The sequence below is a fragment of the Conexibacter sp. CPCC 206217 genome, assembly GCF_030646165.1.
Lineage (GTDB): Bacteria > Actinomycetota > Thermoleophilia > Solirubrobacterales > Solirubrobacteraceae > Conexibacter.
This window is the reverse complement of the sequence record NZ_JAUTDO010000002.1, coordinates 563,724-583,528: the sequence shown is the minus strand read 5'-3', so window position 1 is coordinate 583,528 and position 19,805 is coordinate 563,724. Positions and strand designations below refer to the sequence as shown.

Below are 19,805 nucleotides of genomic sequence, written 5' to 3'. Positions count from 1 at the left end.
GCTCGCTCAGTCCTGCGGCTCGACGAGCCGCAGGCTGAGCGTCGCGATCGTCAGCTCGAGCAGGTCCTGTGGCCGCGCGAGGCTGAGGTCGCACAGCTCCTCGATCCGTCTGATGCGGTACTTGACCGTGTTCGGATGGACGAACAGCGCCGCAGCGGTCGCGCGCACGTCGCAGCTGCGATCGAGGTAGGCGCGCAGCGTCGCCAGCAGCGCGCCGTTCGATCTCGCGTCGCTCGCGAGCACCGGACCGAGCACCGCGTGCGCGATCCCGACGAGCTGCTCGGGCCGCCCGTGCTCGACGAAGAGGCCGAGGATCCCGAGCTCGTCGATCGAGATCGTGTCCCCGCCGCGGCCGAGCCGGCGCAGCAGCGCCAGGCACTGCTGCGCCTGCGTGAAGGAGGTCACGAACGCGGCCGGCTGCGCGGCCTCGCCGCCGATGCCCGATGTGAGCGTGACCGTCGGCGCGTAGCGGCGCACGGCGGCGCCGACGTCGTCGACCGCGGCCCGCAGCGCGTCGACCGAGCGCGGATCGAGCGCGGCGAGCGGCACCGCGGCGGAGACGAACCCGCTTACCTGGCCGACGAGCGCCGCCGGCAGGCGCTTGTGCAGCGAGTCGGCGACGAGCCGCAGCAGCTGGCTGCGGTGGCTCTTGGCCGCTGCGGCGCCTGCTTCGGCTTCCTCGACGGCGATCGTGACGACGCGATGCGGCTGGTCGAGCACCATCCCGTAGTGGCGCGCGCGCTCGACGGCGCGCTCCTCGGGATCACGCCCGGACAGCAGGTCGGCGAGGAAGTCCGAGCGCAGCCGCTCCTCGGTCGCGCGCTCCGCGCGCGTCTTGACGATGTGCAGCGCGAGCACCGTCGCGGCGTGCTCGACGGCGCGCACGTCCAGCGCCCGCGAGGCGGCGTCCGCCGCCGGGACGACGACGTAGCCGAGCGTGTCGGAGGCGATCCGGATCGCGGCGACGATCGCGTCGGCGCTCGTCGGGTCGGGCTGCATGCCGAGCTCGCCTCCCGCCTCGGCGCCTGCGAGCGCGCGTGTGCGTTGCGCAGCCGCGTCGAGGTCGTCCATCCGGTCCGGCAGGAGCTGCTCGGCGGCCAGCTCGGGCGGCGTCTCGGAGCGGCTCACGATCCGGCCGTCGGCGTCGGTGATCAGCACCGGCCGGCCGACGACGTTGGCGAGCGTCTGCGCGACGGACTGAAAGCCAGCGCCTTCGAGCACGGCGCCGGTGAGCCTCAGGTGGATCTGGTGGGCGCGCTCGAGCATCGCGCGGTGCGCTTCGAGTTGGTCGTTGGCTCGCTGCAGCTCGTCGATCGTCTCCTGACGGCTCTCGACGAGCATCGTCAGCTGCACGGCGAGCGAGGCATGTCCGGCGAGCGTCTCGATCGAGTCGAGTCTGATCGCCTCCAGCGGCACCGGTCGGTTGGAATACCCGTTGAGCACCCCGACCGCACTGCCGTGCGTGATCAGCGGGACGCTGAGGATCGAGCGGAAGCCGAACTCGGCCGCGAGCGCACGCCAGTCGGTGTAGGACGGGTCGCTCTCGGTGTCGGCGATCAGGATCGAGCGCCGCTCCGCCAGCGCTCGCGCCGTCGGCGACGTGTTGATCTCCTGGATCGCCGCGTCGAACACGTGGCTGGCGCGCTCCGCATACCGCGGCGGGAAGTTGTACGAGCCCCCGATCCGCACCTTGCGACCGTCGCCCTCCGGCAGCACGATCGCGCAGAAGTCGAACGCCCCCAGCTCGGAGACGCGCCGCGCGATCAGGTCGAGCGTCTCACCGAGCGGCCGATCGTCCAACACGCTCTCCAACACGTCCTGGAAGATCGCGACCGCATCGTCTCCGCTCGTGCCGTCCTGCGCTTCTGCACGGACACCCGCCTTCTGCATCTCAGGAGGGTATCCCGCGGTGCGCTGTCCGCTATCTGCCGGCTCTGCGCTTGGCGACCGTCGCCGGGCACTTCGACGCGGCCGGGATGCCGACCGCCGCACCGGCGCCCGCGCCGCCGCCGTCGACGTAGACCGGGTAGGTGACGCCCGCTCCCTGGGTCGACGGGACGCGGCTGAGCCCGGACAGGCAGTACGTCTGGTGCTTGCCGGGCTTGATCGTCTCGCTGCAGCGCGTGATGAAGTACGGCCCCTCCTGGTACTCCGGAGCGTTGCCCTTGCCGTGCGCCTTGCAGATCGACGCCGGGCGCAGCTTCGTCGCCGCCGTTCCCGACCACACGTCGAAGCGCTTGACGGTCACGTCGCTCGGTGCGAAGACGGTGACGACGAACGTGCCGGTCCCGTCCTTGGTCGGCTGCACCGTCGCGCAGATGGCCTGCAGCGGGGCCTTGCAGTAGGACGCCGGATTCGAGCCGCTCGTCCGCAGCGGCGTCGCGCCGACGTCCTCCGCGCTCGCCGGGGTCGCGCCCAGCAGCGCTGCGCCTGCTGCCAGGCTCACGGCCCAGATCGTCAGCAGGGTGATGCGCGCCCGCATGGTCAGCCCTTCTTGACGTAGACGGTGATCGCCTGGAATCCGTACATGCCGAGCGTTCTGCCCTCGAAGTCGCTGAGGTCCTGGTCGTCGGAGCCGAGGCGCTTGGGCATGTGGACTCTGATCGTCTCCTTGCCCTTCGGGTCCGTCGAGCCGCGCAGGCGGCCGGACGTGTAGGAGACCCACGAGAGCAGCTGCCCGCCCTTGGTGTCCGGGCCGGCCAGCGCCGCGAACGCCTCGACCCCGCAGATCTTGTATCCCGCCTTCGCGGTCCAGCTGAACGTCGGGAAGCCCGCGGTGTCGACTCTGAACGTGACGAACCGGTGCGTGCTCGGCGTGGTCGTCTGCCGGCCGTCGAGCAGCGACGTCGGGAACCACTGCTCGTCATATCTGTTGCAGCCGTGGAACTGGGAGGTCGAGCTCTGACCACCGAGGTAGCGGCCGGCGCCGTCGCCCGGTCCGAGGCTCTTGTCAGTCTCCGGGCTGGGCTTGTGCTTCGTGGCGGCGACGGCCGGCGAGGCGCTGAACGCCGCGACGATCGCGAGGGTGAGGACGCGTGCGGACAGGGGCATCGCGCGAGAATAGTGTCCGTCTCGATCCAGGACGAGCGACTGGCCGGCGTCTTCGGTCGCGGCCCTACGCAGAGTGCGTAGCTGTGGCGCATTCACGCTCGCTCCGGCCCTCGCAGGACCGCGACGGGTCAGGGCAAGACAGGTCAGGGTCGTTCGAACAGCGCGCGCGTACATGTCGCGCACCATCGCAGTCGCTTCCGGCCGCGCAATTGGGACTCAGGTCCCGTCTTTCGACCCCGTGGCGTGTCTCGTCGTGCGCGGCGACGAGGGCGGATTTCGTGCATGTTCCGTGGTATCGCGGATGCGGAGCGCGCGGCGGTACGGCATCGTCGGCGGGATGCGGTCACTGCTCCTCGCGCTCGCTCTGGTCGGCGCCGGCGCCGGCACAGCCGGCGCAACACAGGTCTCCTACATCGACGGCGGCCAGGTCTGGGTCGCGACGCTCGACGGCGCCGCCAAGCGGTCGCTGTCGGGCCCCTCGCCGGATGCCTACACCTGGTCGCAGCAGGCGCAGTCCGACGACGGCTACGTGATCGCGTACCGCTGGACGCCCGGGAACTACGTGCTGACCGGCAACGCCGGGCAGGAGTGGGGGCCGGACGGCGCGCCCCAGACGTCGGGCGACAACCTCGCCCAGTATCTGACGGGCGCCACCGGGGACATCCTCCCGGTGCATATGAACCTCGCGCCGGGCGGCGCGTTCTTCAGCTACGGCTACTCGAACTACCAGTACGCGTATCCGGTGGGAACGCTGCGCACCGGCACGTACGCCCGCGGCGTGAGCTGGGTCATCAGACCGTTGGACATCTCCGGGGTCGAGTGGCCGGGCCTCGCGGGCGACCGGATCGTCGGCGTCCAGAGCGATCAGGTCGTGGTGCAGGACTCCGGCCCGATGCAGCCGGACGTCACCCCGTGGCCGGGCTTCAGCGTGCCGAGCGGATACGAGTCGAACGGGATCGACGCGTCCGCCGACGGCAGGGTCGTGGCATTCGCGATCGATCCGCGGCTGGGCGACGGGAGCCGCGGCGACGGGATCGTCGCCATGCAACCGGTCTCCGGCGGCTTGGGCGCCGCGCCGACCGACGACGACGACCTCAACGGCTGCCTGCTGCCGGTCCAGGGGGACGCCGACGAGGTCAACGTCTCCGCCGACGGCAGATGGCTCGCCTGGCACGACGGCCGCGGCGTCGTCGTCGCCGGCGCACCGGTCTGGTTCCCCTCGGCGGAGGTGACGACGTGCAACCTCTCCTCGCCGCCCGTCGTGATCTCGGCGACCGGCAGGAGCCCGCAGCTGGGCGCCTCGACAGCCGCCACGCCGCCGCCCGCTCCGCCCGCCCCGAACCCGCCAGGGAGCGGCACGCCGGCACCGCCGGCGAGATCGGCGCCGGGGGGCGGCTCGGCCAACCCGGGGACGGGTTCGACCAAGCCGGGGGCCGGCGCGGCCAAGCCGGGGACGAGGGCGACCGCGGGCAAGCCGAAGGCGACCGTCGCCGCGACGGTCAGGGCGGCCGCCTTCTCCAAGGGGCTGCCGCTGACGGTCACCGTTCCCGCGAAGGGGACGGTCACCGCGACCGCCAAGGTCGGCCGCACCGTGCTCGCGACGACCTCGAAGAAGGCGAAGCGGGCCGGCAGGCTCACGTTCACGCTCAAGGCGTCCAAGCGGACGGCCGCCCGGCTCGAGCGCTACCGCGGCAAGACGCTCGTGATCACGATCAAGGCCCCGGGCGGGACCGTCGCGATCAGACGCACGCTGCGCTGAGCGCCGACGTCGCAGCTCAGACGCGCCGTCCTCGCGCCCGCAGTCGTGCGCAGTCGTGCGCAGTCGTGCGCAGTCGTGCGCAAGGGGCCTCCCAGGAGCCGATCAGCTCCCGCTGGCGTTGCAGATCGAGCTCGTGCTGCGCTTGCCCTCTCCCGCCGAGCTGTGGGTGACCGTGATCGTGTTCGTCGCCGCGTTGGCGTAGGTCTCGATTGCGAACTGGCCGCCGTTGAACAGCGGCGTGTTCGGCGGCTGGTACGGATCGCCCTGGGACGGGTTGCCGAAGATCGCGGCGAGCAGCGACGCGGAGGGCGTGCCGATCGTCTTGTTCACCTTCGACAGCGGCGACGTGTCCGGCTGCCCGTAGACCCAGTCCTGCATCGTGCCCGACGCCGTGGTGGGCAGATCGACGCTCCCGTACTGCTGGATGCCGGAGAACGGGCTCCAGACGACGAAGTAGCCGTTGTAGAGGGTCGCGCACTGATAGGTCGCCGGGTTGGTCGGCAGAGAGCCGGTGCCGGGCTGCAGCCGGTAGAGCGAGTAGGCGGTCGGGAAGAGGGTCTCGTAGGACTCGCGGCGCACGGACATCATGAGCGCGTCGGCGGCCGCCGCCGCCTGCGTTGCGCCCCACGTCCAGTCCGCTGCGGCGTTCGTCACGTCCTTGCCGTTCTCTGCGGCGGTGGCGAGCTTGGTCCAGTCGCCGAGCAGGATCTCGCGCTCCCGGGCCAGAAACTGCGTGTCCTCGGTGAGCTGCTGCGAGAGCGAGGTGGCGAAGTTCACCGCGGTCGTGGTCGTCTGGGATGCGCTGCTGCCGTTCGCGTCCTGGTTCAGGTCGGATGCGAGACCCAGCGACGCCGCGACGAAGTTGATCACGTTCGACTCCTCGGAGAAGCCGGGGATCGTGCTCAGCGCCCACAGCGCGTCGCTCGCGATCTCGTCGGCGTCGTAGCGCGCCGGCCGGGAGCTGTCGCCGGCGACGCTCCTGTTCACGGCCAGCGCTACCGACGCGACCTCGTCGCTCGCGGTCGAGGACGCGTTGAGCACCGTCTGCAGATTGTCGATCTCGGCCCAGATCACCGGTACCGCGCTCCACTCTCTGTCGAGCTGGTCGACCACGGTCCTGAAGTCGCTCTGGGTGAACGGTCCGCAATCCGTGTACGAGGAGAGCGTGTCGAAGTAGCCCGCCGCCATCATCTTCGTGTCGTAGGTCGACCAGCTCGACACGTCGTTGGCGTTGAGGTAATTGGACCGGATCGGCGTCGGCAGCCCTCCGAGCGGGTCGATGTGCGCGGCGATGCAGCTCTCGACGTTCTGCTCGCCGGTCGTCCAGTCGTCCTCGGGCCACCCGGTCTGGGGCAGCGAGACGATCCCGGCGAGCGTGCCGGCGAGCGGACGCGTCGGGTCTCTGAGGCCGACCGGCACGGACTCCTTCGCGTAGAGCTGACCGAGGTCGTCGCGGGCGAGCAGGCCGGAGATCCGGCCGCCGTTGCTGTGCTGCGCGCTCGCGAACCGGGTGTACGGCGCAGGGTACGTCGAGGCGGAGGGATCGCTGCCCGGCGCGACCTGCGCCCACGCGGCGCTGCTCGTCCCGTTCAGCATGTTGAAGTAGTACTTGCTCGCGCCGAGCAACTGCAGGTCGGAGGCGACGTCGTCCCACGCAGGGGTGTTCACGCGTGCCACCGCGCCGATCGACCGCACGACGATGAGCGCCTTTCGCTGCGCGTAGTCCGCGAGCATCGTGTGCATCGCCGCGAGGCCCGCCGCGTCGTCGGAGAACGTTTGCTGCGCATACACGCCCAGGTTGCCTGCGGACAGCGCGAGCACGAAGAATCCGGAGCTGCCGGACGGGATCGCGTCCGAGGTGTAGGTGCGCAGCGGGAACGGGCTGCCGGGCTCGTTCGATCCTGCCGTGACGACCGCTGGGTTGGCGGCCGGATCGCCGGTGTCGAGCGGGACTCGCTCGGTGTTGACGAACGTGTAGCCGGAGCTGTCGAGGTTCTCCTGGAAGTAGCCGTGCAGGCCGCCGGAGGCGGGCGCCTGCAGACCGGACAACCCGTCGTTGAGCGAGCCCTGGCCGACAGGGGATCCGGGGACGCCGATCGCCGAGAAGACGCTGCACGGCTCGGCGCCGTCGCACGGCGTCGTCCCGTTGGTCACGACCTGCGAGGCCGGCTGGACCCCGATCTGGGCGAGCGCCTTGTTGATCGTCGCGTTCGCCGTCGTGTCGGTCGCGTTGTTCGTCGTCGCGCTCGGCTTGGCGATGATCGCCAGCGCGTCGCTCGTGAGCCCCTGGACGGCGCTCAGCAGCGCGCTGGCGCCAGCGTCGCTGTTCGCATAGGAGGCGTTCGAGACGCTCGCGAGCGTGCTGCGGGAGAGCACGAGCAGTTGCAGCGCGTTGGTGGAGGCCGGGTTCGCGTACTGGCTCGCGCCGACCTGGATGCCGCTGGAGGTGATCGTGTCGACGGGCACGCCGAGCGCGCCGTCGTCCGGCGTCGCGTCGAGCGTCGTCGTCGCGCTGTCGGACTGGAGCGCGGCGGCGTGGGCGCCGCGTCTGATGGGCATTCCGAGGACCGTGAGGCGCAGCACGTAGCGCCCGATGCGGTCGGGATGCAGGGTCGGATGCGCGGTCGCGGCCCGATGCAGCCGCGCGTGTGAGCCCGCCGGCCGTCTCGCGATCGTCCAGCGGTAGCGCGTCCGGCCGAGGCCGGCGGCCTTCGATCGGGCGGCGCTGAACCGCACCGCCTCGCCGGTGCGCGCCCGGCGGCCCGCACCGGCGCCGGCGACGGGCGTGGGCATGCGGACCGTCATCCGGCGCACCTCGTAGCGCCCTCGCGCGGCGTTGAGCGCCCGCACGCGGATGCGGTTGACGCCCGGATGCAGGCCGGCGTCCGCTGTCAGGTGGAGCACGTGACGGCGACCGGAACCGGGAAGCGCGACGCTGCGCCCGCCGTCGACCCGCAGGCTCACGCGGACCTTCGCGCTGGCGGTGGTCACGGCGATGTTCGCCCCGGCGCCCGGGACGCGCTGCGCTGAGGCACGGGTGACGAGGCCGCTGCCCGGGCGGGCGAGCACCACGGTGCGCTCCGTCCACCAGCGCTGGCCGTGGCGACCGAGCGTCTCGACGGAGAGCCGGTGGCGGCCCCACCGCAGGGCGGGCGTGCTCCCGACGCGCAACGTCGCCTCGCGCAGAGAGCCGTTGCCGGCCGGGCGGAACGCGCTCGTGACGCGCGAGTCGTCGATCCACGCGCGGAACTCCCTCACCCCGGGCGCGACCTCTGCAGTGACGTGGAGCGCCCCGTTGGTCACGACGCTGCCGGTGCGGGGGTTGACGATCCGCGACGCCCACGGCTTGCGCCATTCGGGCTGCGCGACCTTCGCCGCGCTCGCCGAGGTCGCATTGGCGCCCAAGCCGACGACGGCGAAGACGAGCACCGCGGCGAACGCCGGCCGACGGGCGGGGTGATGCTTCCAGCGTCTCATGGAGTTCCTCAGTGGTTCGTGTCTGCGCGCGTGCGTTCGGTGCCGATGCGCATCTTGACGCCGGCGCCGTGCGTGCGGGCACGGTCGCAGAGGGCGCTCTCATGGCGCTCTCACGGTCGGCGATCAGCCGCGCCGCAGCCGCCTGCCCACGCAGTCGCTGGTACAGTGGTCCAACCACTGGAGGAGCAAGCCACTATGAGATCGACACCCCTCAACGCCATCCACCGCGACGCCGGCGCGAAGCTCGTGTCGTTTGCGGGTTGGGAGATGCCGGTCCAGTACCCGGCCGGCATCAAGGCCGAGCACCTGTCCGTCCGTGACGCCGTCGGCGTCTTCGACGTCTCCCACATGGGCGAGGTCGAGACGCGCGGTCCGGGCGCGCTGCGCTTCCTGCAGCGGATCCTCTCCAACGACGTCGAGAAGATCGCCGTCGGCGGCGCGCAGTACAGCGTGTTGTGCAAGGAGGATGGCGGGGTGCTGGACGATCTCTTCACCTACCGACTGGGCGAGGATCGCTACCTGACGGTCACCAACGCTGACAACCACGAGAAGGACTTCGCGTGGTTCGTCAAGCAGGCGCGGGCGTTCGACGATGTCGAGGTGGTCGATCGTGCGGCTGACTACGCGATGCTCGCGGTTCAGGGTCCGCGGGCGCGTGGTCTGGTGCAGCGGTTGCTGGCCGGTGGCGAGGCGCTGCCGGCCCGTTTCAGGACGGCTGAGTTGACGGTCGCGGGTGTGCCGGCGCTCGTCTGCGGGACCGGCTACACGGGTGAGGACGGTGTCGAGCTGCTGCTGGCGCCGGCGGATGCGCCGGCCGTCTGGGATGCCGTGACCGCGGCCGGCGCGGCGCCGGTTGGGCTGGCTGCGCGTGACACGTTGCGTTTGGAGGTCTGTTTTCACCTCTACGGCAACGACCTGATGGAGTCGCGTGGTCCGATCGAGGCGGGTCTGGGCTGGTGTTGCAAGGAGCAGACCGGTTTCATCGGCTGCGACGCCGTCGCGGCCGTCCGGGCGGCGGGGCCGAGTGAGTTGCTCGCGCCGTTCGTCTTCACCGGCCCGGGTATCCCGCGCCAGGGCAACGCCGTCGTCGGTGGCGGCGAGGTCACGAGCGGGACGTTGTCGCCGAGCCTGGAGATCGGCATCGGGATGGCGTACCTGCCGCTGCAGCGGGCCGTGCCGGGGACGGAGATCGAAGTGGACGTGCGCGGCAAGACGCGCGCGGCCGTCGTCAAGGAAAAGCCCATCTACAGAACGAAGGAGGGCTGATGCCCGCGGACGCGAGCTATCCCGAGGACCTGCTCTACCACCCCGAGCACGACTGGGCCCGGATCGACGGCGACATCGCCACGTTCGGCGTCACCTGGTTCGCCCAGGACTCACTCGGCGAGATCGTCTACTGGGACGGGCCCGCGGTCGGTGCGACGGTGACGCAGGGGGAGCCGTATGCCGAGCTGGAGTCCGTCAAGGCCGTCTCCGACGTGATCGCCCCGCTGTCGGGCGAGGTGGTCGAGGTCAACGCCGCCCTCACGGAGGCGCCCGAGCAGGTCAACGCCTCGCCCTACGCGCAGGGCTGGCTCGTGCGTGTGCGACTCGCCGACGACCCCGCCGAGCGCGCGCGGCTGCTCGATGCCGGCGCCTACCAGGAGCTGTTGCGATGAGCGCGACGCTCGCACCGAACTTCTTCGACCTCCCGCTCGCCGAGGTCGACCCCGAGATCGCCGCGGTGCTCGCGGGCGAGCTGGAGCGAGAGCAGCGGACGCTGGAGATGATCGCCTCCGAGAACTTCGCGCCACGGGCGGTGCTCGAGGCGTCCACCGAGTTGGGCGACGTGATCCGCGTCACGCTCGGTGACGACTTCGAGGCGCGACGCGACGAGCTGCGGGCTCGCTGCTCAGCGATCGCGGAGCGCCATCCCCTCTACCCGTGGGCGACGAGATGACCGGCTACACCGCTGCGACGGACGCCGACCGGCGCGCGATGCTCGACACGATCGGGGCCGAGTCGGTCGCCGCGCTGTTCGCCGACATCCCGCCGTCGCTGCGGCTGGACCGGCCGCTGCGGCTGCCGCCGGGCCAGACCCAGCAGGCCGTCGAGGCCGAGCTGCGCGCGCTGGCCGCGCGCAACGTCAGCACCGAGGACGAGATCAGCTTCCTCGGCGCCGGCATGTACGACCACTACGTGCCGGCGTTGATCGACATGCTGACGTCGCGGTCGGAGTTCCTGACGCCGTACACGCCCTACCAGCCCGAGGTCTCGCAGGGGAACCTGCAGGTGATGTTCGAGTACCAGACGGCGATCTCCGAGCTGACCGCGCTGCCGGTCGTCAACGCCTCCGTCTACGACGGCCCGAGCGCGCTCGCGAGCGCCGGCTACCTCGCGAAGCTCGCCAACGGCCGGCCGCGCTTCGTCGTCTCGGCCGGGGTGCATCCGCACGCGATCGCGGCGTTGCGCACGTACGCGCACGGCTTCGGCTGCGAGGTCGAGCAGGTCCCGCTGCGCGACGGCGTCACCGACCTCGCCGCTTGGCGCGCGGCGATCGACGCGGACACGAGCGCCGTCTTCCTGCAGCAGCCGAACTTCCTCGGCGCCGTCGAGGACGTCGCCGCGCTGGCGCAGGCCGCGCCCGACGCCGTCGTCGTCGGCTCCTACGACCCGATCGCGCTGGGGATCCTCCCGCCGCCGGGCGAGTGCGGCGTGGACGTCTGCGTCGGCGAGGGCCAGCCGCTCGGCAACCGGCTCGACTTCGGCGGTCCGTCGTTCGGCTTCTTCGCCGCGACGCAGGAGCACATCCGCCGCATGCCGGGCCGGATCGCCGGCGAGACCGTCGACGCCGACGGCCGCCGCGGCTTCGTCTTGACGTTGCAGACGCGCGAGCAGCACATCCGCCGCGAGAAGGCGACCTCCAACATCTGCACCGCGCAGGCGCTCAACGCGCTCGCGGGCGTCGTCTATCTGTCGTGGCTGGGCCGCGAGGGGCTCGTCGAGTTGGGCGAGCTGCTGCTGCAGCGCACCCATTACGCGCGCGAGCGGCTGTGCGCGCTCGACGGCGTGACGCGGCTGCACGCGCAGCCCGTCGTGCGCGAGTTCGCGATCGGCCTCGACGTGCCGGTCGCGGCCGTCGTGGAGCGCTGCGCGGCGGCCGGCGTGAACCCCGGTCTTGCGCTGCCGCAGCACAACGCGCTGCTGGTCGCGTTGACGGAGCGGCGCACACGGGCCGAGATCGACCGGCTCGTGGAGGTGCTGGGCGACGCGCTCGCCGCGGAACGCGCCGACGCGACCGCCGCGGCCGGAGCGACGGCATGACCGCCCCGCGCGAACAGCCCGCCGAACGGCCGCTGCGAACGATCTTCGAGCTGGGCGCCACCGGCCGCCGGGCGTTCGTCGCGCCGCCGCTGGACGTCCCGCACGTCGACGGCCTGCTGCCGCCGCACCAGCGCCGTGCGGTGCCGGCGCGATTGCCGCAGGTCAGCGAGCCGGAGATCGTGCGCCATTACGTGCGCCTGTCGAAGCGCAACTTCGACCTCGACACTGGCTTCTATCCGCTCGGGTCGTGCACGATGAAGCACAACCCGAAGTTGCATGAGCGGGTTGCGGCGTTGCCGGGCAATGCGCGGTTGCATCCGTTGCAGGATCCGCGGCGGGCGCAGGGTGCGTTGGAGCTGATGTACGGCCTGCAGCAGTCGCTCGGCGAGATCGCCGGCCTGCCGCATGTGTCGCTGCAGCCGAGCGCGGGTTCGCACGGCGAGCTGGCGGGTGTGCTGTTGACGCGGGCCTACCACGAGGACCGCGGCGAGAAGCGCACGAAGGTGCTGACGCCCGACACTGCGCATGGCACGAATCCGGCGACGGTGACGATGGCGGGGTATGAGGTCGTCAAGGTCGGCACCAACGCGGACGGCGGTGTCGATGTCGAGGACCTGCGCGCGAAGGCTGATGCGTCGGTTGCGTGCCTGATGCTGACGAATCCGAACACGCTGGGCGTGTTTGATTCCAACATCGAGGAGATCGCGAGGATCGTGCATGGCGTGGGGGCGACGTTGTATTACGACGGCGCGAATCTGAACGCGATCATGGGTGTGACGCGGCCTGGTGACATGGGCTTCGACATCGTGCATTTCAACCTGCACAAGTCGTTCACGCAGCCGCATGGTGGTGGGGGGCCGGGTGCGGGGCCGATCGCGGTGTCGGAGCGGATCGCGCCGTATCTGCCGGTGCCGCAGGTCGTCAAGCGCAGCGAGTCCAACGGGACCGTGGCGGTCTTCGATCTGGAGCATGACATCCCGAAGTCGATCGGCAAGCTGCGCGGTTTTCAGGGCAACTACGGCGTCTTCGTGCGCTCCTACGCCTACATCCGCTCGCTCGGGGCGGAGGGGTTGAGAGAGGCGTCGGAGGTCGCGGTCCTGAACGCGAACTATCTGTTGGCGCTGCTCAGAAGAGCGGGGATCGCCGAGTATCTGCCGGCCGCGTTTGACCGTATCTGCATGCATGAGTTCGTGTTGTCGGGCGCGCCGATGAAGCGCGAGTTGGGGATCAGAACCTTGGATCTGGCCAAGCGGCTGCTGGATCATGGTGTGCATCCGCCGACGGTGTATTTCCCGTTGCTGGTGGACGAGGCGTTGCTGTTGGAGCCGACTGAGACGGAGACGAAGGAGACGCTCGACGACTTCGCCGCCGTGATCGCGGAGATCCTCGCGGAGGCCAAGCAGGACCCGCGGATCGCGCGCAACGCGCCGTACACGACGCCGGTCCGGCGCCTGGACGAGGCCGGCGCAGCAAAACGACCCATCATCCGCCAGCCGCTCACGTGATGGGCGCGCCGCGCAGCAGCGTTGCGGCCGCAGTACGGATCGACCGCATCGTGGCCGCGCACGCCGCTTCGGCGACGGTCGTGCGTCGCACGCCGTTGCTGACCTCGGCGAGCGTCTCGCAGTTGTGCAGCGGCACGGTCGCGCTGAAGGCCGAGTGCCTGCAGCGGACCGGTTCGTTCAAGCTCCGTGGCGCGCTCAACAAGCTGCGCGCGCTCGGCGCCGAGGCGTCGCGCGGGGTCGTCGCCGGCAGCGCCGGCAACCATGCGCAGGCGCTCGCCTACGCGGCGCGGCATCACGGTGTGCCGTGCGAGGTCTTCATGCCGCTGGAGGCGGCGGTGTCGAAGCTCGACGCCGTCCGCGCCTTCGGCGCCGAGGTCCACCAGCGCGGGAGCTCGGTCGACGAGTGCGTCGCGCTCGCGCGCGAGCACGCGCAGGCGACGGGGCTCACCTTCGTGCACTCGTTCGACGACTACGACGTGATCGCGGGACAGGCCGGCCTCGGCGTCGAGCTGGCCGAAGACGCCGGCGACCTTCGCCAGGTCGTCGTGCCGGTCGGCGGCGGCGGGCTCGCGAGCGGTGTCGCGCTGGCGCTGGCGCAGCTGCGCCCGGCGGTGCGCGTCGTCGGCGTGCAGGCCGCGGCGTGCGCGCCGTTCGTCGCCGACCGGCGCGGCGGCGCGCGCGTGCCGCCGCCGAGCACCCGCACGATCGCGGACGGGATCGCGGTCAAGCGGCCGGGCGCGCTCACGCGGCCGCTCGTCGAGGAGTGGCTCGACGACGTCATCACGGTCGACGAGGAGGCGATCGCGCAGGCGATGGTGCTGCTGCTGACGCGCTCCAAGCTGCTTGTCGAGGGCGCCGGCGCCGCCGCGCTGGCCGCGCTGCTGAACGGGGCGATCGCTCCCGTCACGGGCGGCACGACCGTCGCGATCCTCTCGGGCGGCAACGTCGACGTCGGCATGATCGCCGGGATCGCGGCTCACCAGGAGACGCGCGCGGGCCGCCGCAGCCGCCTCTTCACGCGCATCGACGACCGCCCGGGCGGCCTCGCGGGACTGCTCGCGGCGGTCGCGGACGCGAGCGCGAACGTGATCGCCGTCGAGCACGTGCGCGACGGCGTGCCGCTCGCCGTGCGCGAGACCGGCATCGAGCTGATCGTCGAGACGCGCGGCGCCGGGCATCGCCTCCAGCTGCTCAGCCGCCTGCACGACGCCGGCTACGCCGTCGACGTCGCCGACTGAACGCCGGGTTCGGCGGTCGCCGGCTCTAGACTGCCACGCAGCCGACGTGTCCAGAGCAGGCCTTCAACCGATCCCGCGCAGCCCGCTCTACGAGCAGGTCGCCGAACGCCTGCGCGACTTCATCGACGCCGAACGGCTGCAGCCCGGCGACCGTCTGATGTCCGAGCGCGAGCTGGCGGAACAGCTCGGGGTCAGCCGCACGTCCGTGCGCCAGGCGCTGACCGCGCTGCGCGTGCAGGGGCTCGTCGAGATCAAGCACGGCGAGGGCGTCTTCCTGCTGCGCCCGCCCGGCGACCTGATCCCGTCGCTGGCGTCGGAGATCGTCGACAGCGAGGTCGACCACCCGATGATCTGGGAGGTGCGCGAAGCGATCGAGGTGCAGGCGGCACGACTCGCCGCACGCCGCCGCAGCGACGCCGACCTGCGCTCGATGGACGACGCGCTCGCCGAGATGGCGCGCTCGATCGCGGCCGGCGAGGACGGCATCGAGGGCGACCGCCACTTCCACCGAGCGCTCTCCGACGCAGCGCACAACGCGCTGCTCGCCCAGCTGACCCGGCAGCTGATGGACGTGATCGATCGCACCTCCGCCGCGTCGCTGACGCTCGCGGGCCGCCCGCAGATCTCGCTCGACAGCCACCGCGCGATCCTCGCCGCGATCGAGCGCCAGGACGAAGCCGCCGCCGCCGAGGAGATGCGCCAGCACGTGATGACCTCGGGCCAGCGCGTCGTCGACGCGGCCGGGCGCGGGAGCGCCTGAGCGGGCGCGCACGATCGTCCGCGGCGATGCTCGCTCACGCAACCGGACCCGCGTCTCCGGAGAGGTTCGAGAGCCAGTGCCAGAAAGCGGCGGTGTCGGTGTCGCGCGCCGGCGGATTGCTGGCGTCGCGCACCGCTCGCAGCTCGCGCTTGAGCTGGAGATCGCGAACCGGCAGCGCGTGCAGGGTCCCGGCGGCGACCTCGTCGGCGACGGCGAGGTGCGACATGAGCGTGAAGCCGCCGTCCGCGAGCGCCCGCTTGAGGCTCTGGTGGCTGGCGACCTCGAACGCGGGCCGCAGCTCGATGCCCACGCGTGCGAGCGCGGCCGTGGCGATCGCCCGCGTGCCGGAGCCGTTCTCGCGCGCGAGGTAGCGATCGGAGCGCAGCTCGCGCGCGTCGACGCCCTGGCGCCTGCCCCAGCGGTGGCAGGAGGCGACGACGGCGACGATCTGGTCGCGCTGGACCGTCACCGTCTCGAGGCCGTTGAGCGGGTCGAGACCCTCGACGAACCCGATCTCGGCCGTGCGGCTGCGGACCGCCGCGATCACGCCGGGCGAGTTGACGATCTGGATCTGCACGTGGGACTCGGGCCGCTCGCGGCGGAAGCGGGCGAGCCAGTCGGGCAGCAGGAACTCGCCGATCGTGTGGCTGGCGGCGAGCAGCAGGCCGTGCAGGTCGTCTTCCAGGTGCTTGTAGAGGGATCGCTCCGCGACGGCGAGCCCGCGCAGCACGTCCTTCGCGTTCGGGTACAGGACGCCCGCCGCGCCGGTGGCGCGCAGTCCGTTGCGCCCGCGTTCGAAGAGGCTGGTTCCGACGCGCCGCTCGAGCGACTGCAGGCGCTTGGTCACGGCCGACGGGGTCAGGTCGAGCGCGCTGGCCGCGCCGTGTACGCTGCCGGCCTCGAAGGCCGAGACGAACGCGGCGAGATCGGCGGACGAGAGCGGGTTGGCGTCGACCGCGATCCCGCTCGACAGTGCTGGGCGCATGCTCATCGGATGCTCGTCAGGTCATCGTCACGCGTGGGTCCGGCGTCGCCGGAGACAACAGCAGGCGGCCGGACAGCGCCCCCCGGGCGGTGTGGACGAACGCGGTCGCCCAGGCCACGAGCAGCAGGCCGAAGAGCGCGACGGCCAGCCAGACGAGCGCGTCGGCGCCGGTGCGCGCGGCGAGCGCGCTCGTCCCGGTGACCATCGTGCCGACAGGGAAGGTGAAGCTCCACCAGGTGAGGCTGAACGGCAGGTGCCGGCGCGCCGTCTGGAGCGTGATCGCGCCGGCGATCGCCATCCACAGCAGCGCGAATCCGAGCGCCGGTAGGCCGAAGACGACGCCGAACGCGCTGAGACCGGCGCCGAAGGGAGCTCTGAGGACCGTGGGGGCGACGGCGCCGAGCAGGTTGACGGCGGTGATCGACTGCCCGAGCGGACCGAGCACGATCCACAGCGTCGGCACCGTGCGAGCAGGACCCGGCCCGTGGAACGCGAGCCGCGCCCACAGCAGCGCGATCGTCATCAGCGCGGCGAACAGGCTCAATCCGAACATCGCGTAGCAGGCGAGCAGGAGCGTGAGGCGCGCCTGGCCGGCGGGAACGTGGGACAGCAGCGCGGCACCCGTCGCGGCCGAGACCATCGGCGGGACGACCGGCATCAGCCAGGAGCCGAGCACGTCCTCCAACCGCAGCGGATGGCGCGTGAACATCAGGTAGGGCGTGACGGCCGCCGCGGCCAGGCCGCCGATCGTCCCGAGCGTCCACAGGAAGCTGTCGAGCACGACTGCCGCGTCCATCCCGATGACCCGGTGGCCGACCAGCAGCGCGCCCGCGCCGACGGTCATCAGCGCCATCGGCGGGGCGCCGTAGAACGGAACCATCGCCGGGTCGGAGGCGTGGCCGCGCGCGACGCCCGGATGGCGCAGCCAGTGCGCCGCGGTGGCGGCGACGAGGACCACCAGCAGCGTCGCCGCGACCAGCCAGATGACGAGCGCGGCGTCCTGCAGCAGCGGAACCTCGCGTGGCAGCAGCATGATCGCGTTGGCGACGATTCCCGTTCCCATCACCGACGCGAACCAGTTCGGGCCGAGATAGGCGACCGCGTCCGCGGGCCGCGCGAGCGCACCCAGAGGACGCCGCCGCGCGCGTCCGACGTCCGCGGCGGTGACGTTGCGATTCGCAGGCATGCACCAATAGTGCTTGCAATGCGCTGGGATTCCAGTCGCATTCGGCAGTGAATATTTCCAGCATGGAATTCGTGATTAATAGTGTTGCGCACACCACGTGTGATGTCACCCGGACGAGCGGCCTAGGTTCCTTGTACATCGGGATAGTACGGTTTCCAGATTGGAAAGGGATGCGTAGGGATGCGACTGGAACCGGGGCGGATCTCGTGAATGATTAATGCCGTTGCGGTGCTCGGGCGTGTCACCTAGACAATCAACTACCGCCTAAGGGTGACGCACAGCACTTGAACCGCATTCACCAATCAACGACGGAAGTGACCCATGTCCAGCACCGACTCTTTCGACGTGAGTGAGAGCGCCCCCCGTTTTGGTGTGTGGGCGCTCGAGGAAGGGGCCTTCGGCTCGCCCCACCATCCGGAGGATCCACATGACGCGAGCTGGGAGCGGATCAGGGCGCAGGTCCTGCTGGCGGAGGAGCTGGGGTTCGACTCGACGCTGATCGCGCAGCTCTTCATCAGCCCGTGGGGGGAGGAGTACGACCAGGGAGAGGCGTGGTCGCTGGCGGCCGCGCTGGCGGCGTTGACCTCCAGAATCGAGATCATCGCGGCGATCAAGCCGTACGCCTACCCGCCCGCGGTCGCGGCGAAGATGGCGCTGCAGATCGAGGAGATCAGCAAGGGCCGCTTCGCGATCAACTTCGTCAACGGCTGGTTCGCGACCGAGGCCAGACGCCTCGGGCTCGAGTTCTACGAGCACGACCAGCGCTACGACTACGGTCGCGAATGGATCACGATCGTGCGCGAGCTGCTCGCCGGGCGCCCGACGCGCTTCGAGGGGCGCTGGTTCAAGGCCGACGACTACCAGCCGCGGCCGGCGTCGCGCTGGCGCGAGCGCCCGACGATCTACGCCGGCGGCGAGTCGCCGCCGGCCCGCGCGCTGGTGGCGGACACGTGCGACACGTGGTTCATGAACGGCCAGCCGATCGAGCGCGTCGCCGATCTGATCGCCGACGTGCGCGCCCGCCCGCGCGTCGGCCCGCCCGTCCAGTTCGGGCTGTCCGCCTTCGTGATCGCGCGCGAGACCGAGGAGGAGGCCGAGGAGGCGCACCGCTACGCGTGGGAGATCAACAAGTCCGACGCGGCCGAGGAGGCGTGGCTGGCCCAGCAGGTCGACGCGAAGGTGCAGATGATCCAGACCTACGCGAAGTACCCGCACATCGGCTCCAATGGCGGGACCGCGGCCGGCCTGGTCGGCAGCTACGACGTCGTCGCCGAGCGGATCCGCGCCTTCCACGAGCTCGGGATCGAGCTCTTCATGCTCCAGTTCCAGCCGTTCGAGGACGAGATGCGCCGCTTCGCCGAGCACGTGATCCCGCGGGTCCGACGCTCCTCGCCCGTGCGCGCGTAGCGCCGCCCGCGCCCGCAGCCGTCAGATCCATCTCCAAGTCAGAACGAGGAACGACCCGCCATGAGCCACGACACCATCTGGTACAGCCGTTGCCCGGTTCCGAGCGCCGCGGGACTGGCGATCCAACTGGGAGCGATCGACGACGAGTTCGAGCCCGACGGCATCGTCGTGCGCTCGCTCGGCTCCTCGCCCGACCCCGCCGTGCGCAGCGCCCACTACATGCAGGTAGCGACCGACCTGTTCCGCCAGGGCGGCAACACGCCGCCGCTGATCGCCGCCTCCAAGGGCGTCGACCACCGCTTCCTCGGGCTGTCGTGGACGTACACGAGCCAGCCCGTCTACGTCCTGCCGGAGTCGGACGTCAGAACGGCCGCGGACCTGCGCGGCAAGCGGCTGTCCGTCCCGCGGCGTCCGAACGACCTCGTCGACTTCTGGTACGGGACCTGCATGCGGACGTACGAGCAGGTGCTCGCGACCGCCGGGCTGACGTTCGACGACGTCGAGCTCGTCGACGTCGAGGTCGAGCGCTCGGCGCTCGACGACGCGAAGCCGAACCCGACGCAGCGGGGCGCGCTGTGGGGCGCCTACGCGAACGCCGGCCACCAGAACGCCGAGGCGCTCGCGCTCGCGCGCGGGGAGGTCGACGCCGTCGCCAGCGAGGCGGCGATCGGCGCCAGCCTCGCCGCGACCCTGCGGCTGCGCGCGATCGGCAACGCCGGCGACCTCGAACAGCCGTACAACAACCTCGTACCGCTCGTGATGTCGGTCAGCGGGCCGCTGCTGGACCGCAGCCCCGAGATCGTCGAGCGCTTTCTCGTGCGGGTGCTGGAGACCGCGGAGTGGGCGGCGGAGAACGAGACGGAGACGAAGCGCAACATCGCGGCCGAGTCGGGCATCGCCGAGGAGTTCGTCGACGCGGCCTGGGGCGCGGACGTCCACCTCCGGCTCGACCTCAGAATCGACGACTTCACGCTCGCGGCGCTGCGCTCGCAGGCAGAGCACCTGCTGAAGATCGGGTTCCTCGACAGAGCCGTCGACGTCGACGCGCTGATCGACCCGGCGCCGCTGGCCGCGGCGCGCGCCCGCCTCGCCGAGCGCCGCCAGATCACGGCCTGACCGACCGCTTCGCTCTCC

16 protein-coding genes are annotated in these 19,805 nt (G+C 71.2%); 10 read left to right on the top strand and 6 right to left on the bottom strand.

Annotated features, from left to right (window positions below; genetic code table 11):
* Window positions 1-6 precede the first annotated feature (6 nt).
* The 3 genes from Q7L65_RS07385 to Q7L65_RS07375 are packed head-to-tail and all read right to left on the bottom strand — an operon-like array spanning window position 7 to window position 3,051.
* Complete coding sequence (locus tag Q7L65_RS07385; protein ID WP_304719914.1) at window positions 7-1,890, bottom strand: helix-turn-helix domain-containing protein; 1,884 nt, start codon at window positions 1,888-1,890, stop codon at window positions 7-9.
* A gap of 31 nt (window positions 1,891-1,921) precedes the next feature.
* Window positions 1,922-2,482 (bottom strand): hypothetical protein, encoded by a 561-nt coding sequence (locus Q7L65_RS07380; RefSeq protein ID WP_304719913.1) that lies wholly within the window; start codon window positions 2,480-2,482, stop codon window positions 1,922-1,924.
* Window positions 2,483-2,484: 2 nt separating this feature from the next.
* Entirely contained in the window at window positions 2,485-3,051 is a 567-nt protein-coding gene (locus Q7L65_RS07375; RefSeq protein ID WP_304719911.1) for a hypothetical protein, read from the bottom strand.
* A 337-nt stretch (window positions 3,052-3,388) separates the two neighbouring features.
* Between Q7L65_RS07375 and Q7L65_RS07370 the strand changes: the two genes are divergently transcribed.
* Window positions 3,389-4,810 carry a hypothetical protein gene (locus Q7L65_RS07370; protein ID WP_304719908.1) on the top strand — a complete coding sequence of 474 codons (1,422 nt, stop codon included), beginning with the start codon at window positions 3,389-3,391 and terminating at the stop codon, window positions 4,808-4,810.
* 102 nt (window positions 4,811-4,912) lie between these two features.
* Here Q7L65_RS07370 and Q7L65_RS07365 read toward each other — a convergent pair whose 3' ends face one another.
* On the bottom strand, window positions 4,913-8,287 hold the full coding sequence (locus tag Q7L65_RS07365) for a hypothetical protein (RefSeq protein ID WP_304719906.1): 3,375 nt from the start codon (window positions 8,285-8,287) through the stop codon (window positions 4,913-4,915).
* Window positions 8,288-8,482: 195 nt separating this feature from the next.
* Between Q7L65_RS07365 and gcvT the strand changes: the two genes are divergently transcribed.
* The 7 genes from gcvT to Q7L65_RS07330 are packed head-to-tail and all read left to right on the top strand — an operon-like array spanning window position 8,483 to window position 15,093.
* Window positions 8,483-9,553, top strand: coding sequence for a glycine cleavage system aminomethyltransferase GcvT (gcvT, locus tag Q7L65_RS07360; RefSeq protein ID WP_304719903.1), 1,071 nt, complete (start codon window positions 8,483-8,485; stop codon window positions 9,551-9,553).
* On the top strand, window positions 9,553-9,945 hold the full coding sequence (gcvH, locus tag Q7L65_RS07355; RefSeq protein WP_304719901.1) for a glycine cleavage system protein GcvH: 393 nt from the start codon (window positions 9,553-9,555) through the stop codon (window positions 9,943-9,945). The genes gcvT and gcvH overlap by 1 nt, the downstream gene beginning before the upstream one ends.
* Window positions 9,942-10,226, top strand: a complete 285-nt coding sequence (locus Q7L65_RS07350) for a hypothetical protein (RefSeq protein ID WP_304719898.1) — start codon at window positions 9,942-9,944, stop codon at window positions 10,224-10,226. Before gcvH ends, Q7L65_RS07350 begins: the two co-directional genes overlap by 4 nt.
* Window positions 10,211-11,590, top strand: a complete 1,380-nt coding sequence (gcvPA, locus tag Q7L65_RS07345) for an aminomethyl-transferring glycine dehydrogenase subunit GcvPA (RefSeq protein ID WP_304719895.1) — start codon at window positions 10,211-10,213, stop codon at window positions 11,588-11,590. The genes Q7L65_RS07350 and gcvPA overlap by 16 nt, the downstream gene beginning before the upstream one ends.
* Complete coding sequence (gene gcvPB / locus Q7L65_RS07340) at window positions 11,587-13,095, top strand: aminomethyl-transferring glycine dehydrogenase subunit GcvPB (protein WP_304719893.1); 1,509 nt, start codon at window positions 11,587-11,589, stop codon at window positions 13,093-13,095. The genes gcvPA and gcvPB overlap by 4 nt, the downstream gene beginning before the upstream one ends.
* Window positions 13,095-14,333: a threonine ammonia-lyase gene (gene ilvA / locus Q7L65_RS07335; protein WP_304719890.1), complete on the top strand. Its 1,239-nt coding sequence runs from the start codon at window positions 13,095-13,097 to the stop codon at window positions 14,331-14,333. The genes gcvPB and ilvA overlap by 1 nt, the downstream gene beginning before the upstream one ends.
* A 46-nt stretch (window positions 14,334-14,379) precedes the next feature.
* Entirely contained in the window at window positions 14,380-15,093 is a 714-nt protein-coding gene (locus Q7L65_RS07330) for a FadR/GntR family transcriptional regulator (RefSeq protein WP_304719888.1), read from the top strand.
* A gap of 34 nt (window positions 15,094-15,127) precedes the next feature.
* Here the strand turns inward: Q7L65_RS07330 and Q7L65_RS07325 are convergent, their stop codons facing one another.
* Both Q7L65_RS07325 and Q7L65_RS07320 read right to left on the bottom strand, forming a co-directional pair.
* Window positions 15,128-16,084 (bottom strand): LysR family transcriptional regulator, encoded by a 957-nt coding sequence (locus tag Q7L65_RS07325; protein ID WP_304719886.1) that lies wholly within the window; start codon window positions 16,082-16,084, stop codon window positions 15,128-15,130.
* Between the two features lie 10 nt (window positions 16,085-16,094).
* Window positions 16,095-17,264 carry a TDT family transporter gene (locus tag Q7L65_RS07320; protein WP_304719884.1) on the bottom strand — a complete coding sequence of 390 codons (1,170 nt, stop codon included), beginning with the start codon at window positions 17,262-17,264 and terminating at the stop codon, window positions 16,095-16,097.
* A gap of 345 nt (window positions 17,265-17,609) precedes the next feature.
* Between Q7L65_RS07320 and Q7L65_RS07315 the strand changes: the two genes are divergently transcribed.
* Both Q7L65_RS07315 and Q7L65_RS07310 read left to right on the top strand, forming a co-directional pair.
* On the top strand, window positions 17,610-18,671 hold the full coding sequence (locus Q7L65_RS07315; protein WP_304719882.1) for an LLM class flavin-dependent oxidoreductase: 1,062 nt from the start codon (window positions 17,610-17,612) through the stop codon (window positions 18,669-18,671).
* Window positions 18,672-18,731: 60 nt separating this feature from the next.
* Window positions 18,732-19,787: an ABC transporter substrate-binding protein gene (locus tag Q7L65_RS07310; protein ID WP_304719879.1), complete on the top strand. Its 1,056-nt coding sequence runs from the start codon at window positions 18,732-18,734 to the stop codon at window positions 19,785-19,787.
* Window positions 19,788-19,805 lie beyond the last annotated feature (18 nt).

What these genes read in the sequence shown, in the direction of transcription:
- Q7L65_RS07385 (WP_304719914.1), bottom strand. Translation starts at nt 1,890, where the DNA reads ATGCAGAAGGCGGGTGTCCGTGCAGAAGCGCAGGACGGCACGAGCGGA.
- Q7L65_RS07380 (WP_304719913.1), bottom strand. Translation starts at nt 2,482, where the DNA reads ATGCGGGCGCGCATCACCCTGCTGACGATCTGGGCCGTGAGCCTGGCA.
- Q7L65_RS07375 (WP_304719911.1), bottom strand. Translation starts at nt 3,051, where the DNA reads ATGCCCCTGTCCGCACGCGTCCTCACCCTCGCGATCGTCGCGGCGTTC.
- Q7L65_RS07370 (WP_304719908.1), top strand. Translation starts at nt 3,389, where the DNA reads ATGCGGTCACTGCTCCTCGCGCTCGCTCTGGTCGGCGCCGGCGCCGGC.
- Q7L65_RS07365 (WP_304719906.1), bottom strand. Translation starts at nt 8,287, where the DNA reads ATGAGACGCTGGAAGCATCACCCCGCCCGTCGGCCGGCGTTCGCCGCG.
- gcvT (WP_304719903.1), top strand. Translation starts at nt 8,483, where the DNA reads ATGAGATCGACACCCCTCAACGCCATCCACCGCGACGCCGGCGCGAAG.
- gcvH (WP_304719901.1), top strand. Translation starts at nt 9,553, where the DNA reads ATGCCCGCGGACGCGAGCTATCCCGAGGACCTGCTCTACCACCCCGAG.
- Q7L65_RS07350 (WP_304719898.1), top strand. Translation starts at nt 9,942, where the DNA reads ATGAGCGCGACGCTCGCACCGAACTTCTTCGACCTCCCGCTCGCCGAG.
- gcvPB (WP_304719893.1), top strand. Translation starts at nt 11,587, where the DNA reads ATGACCGCCCCGCGCGAACAGCCCGCCGAACGGCCGCTGCGAACGATC.
- ilvA (WP_304719890.1), top strand. Translation starts at nt 13,095, where the DNA reads ATGGGCGCGCCGCGCAGCAGCGTTGCGGCCGCAGTACGGATCGACCGC.
- Q7L65_RS07325 (WP_304719886.1), bottom strand. Translation starts at nt 16,084, where the DNA reads ATGAGCATGCGCCCAGCACTGTCGAGCGGGATCGCGGTCGACGCCAAC.
- Q7L65_RS07320 (WP_304719884.1), bottom strand. Translation starts at nt 17,264, where the DNA reads ATGCCTGCGAATCGCAACGTCACCGCCGCGGACGTCGGACGCGCGCGG.
- Q7L65_RS07310 (WP_304719879.1), top strand. Translation starts at nt 18,732, where the DNA reads ATGAGCCACGACACCATCTGGTACAGCCGTTGCCCGGTTCCGAGCGCC.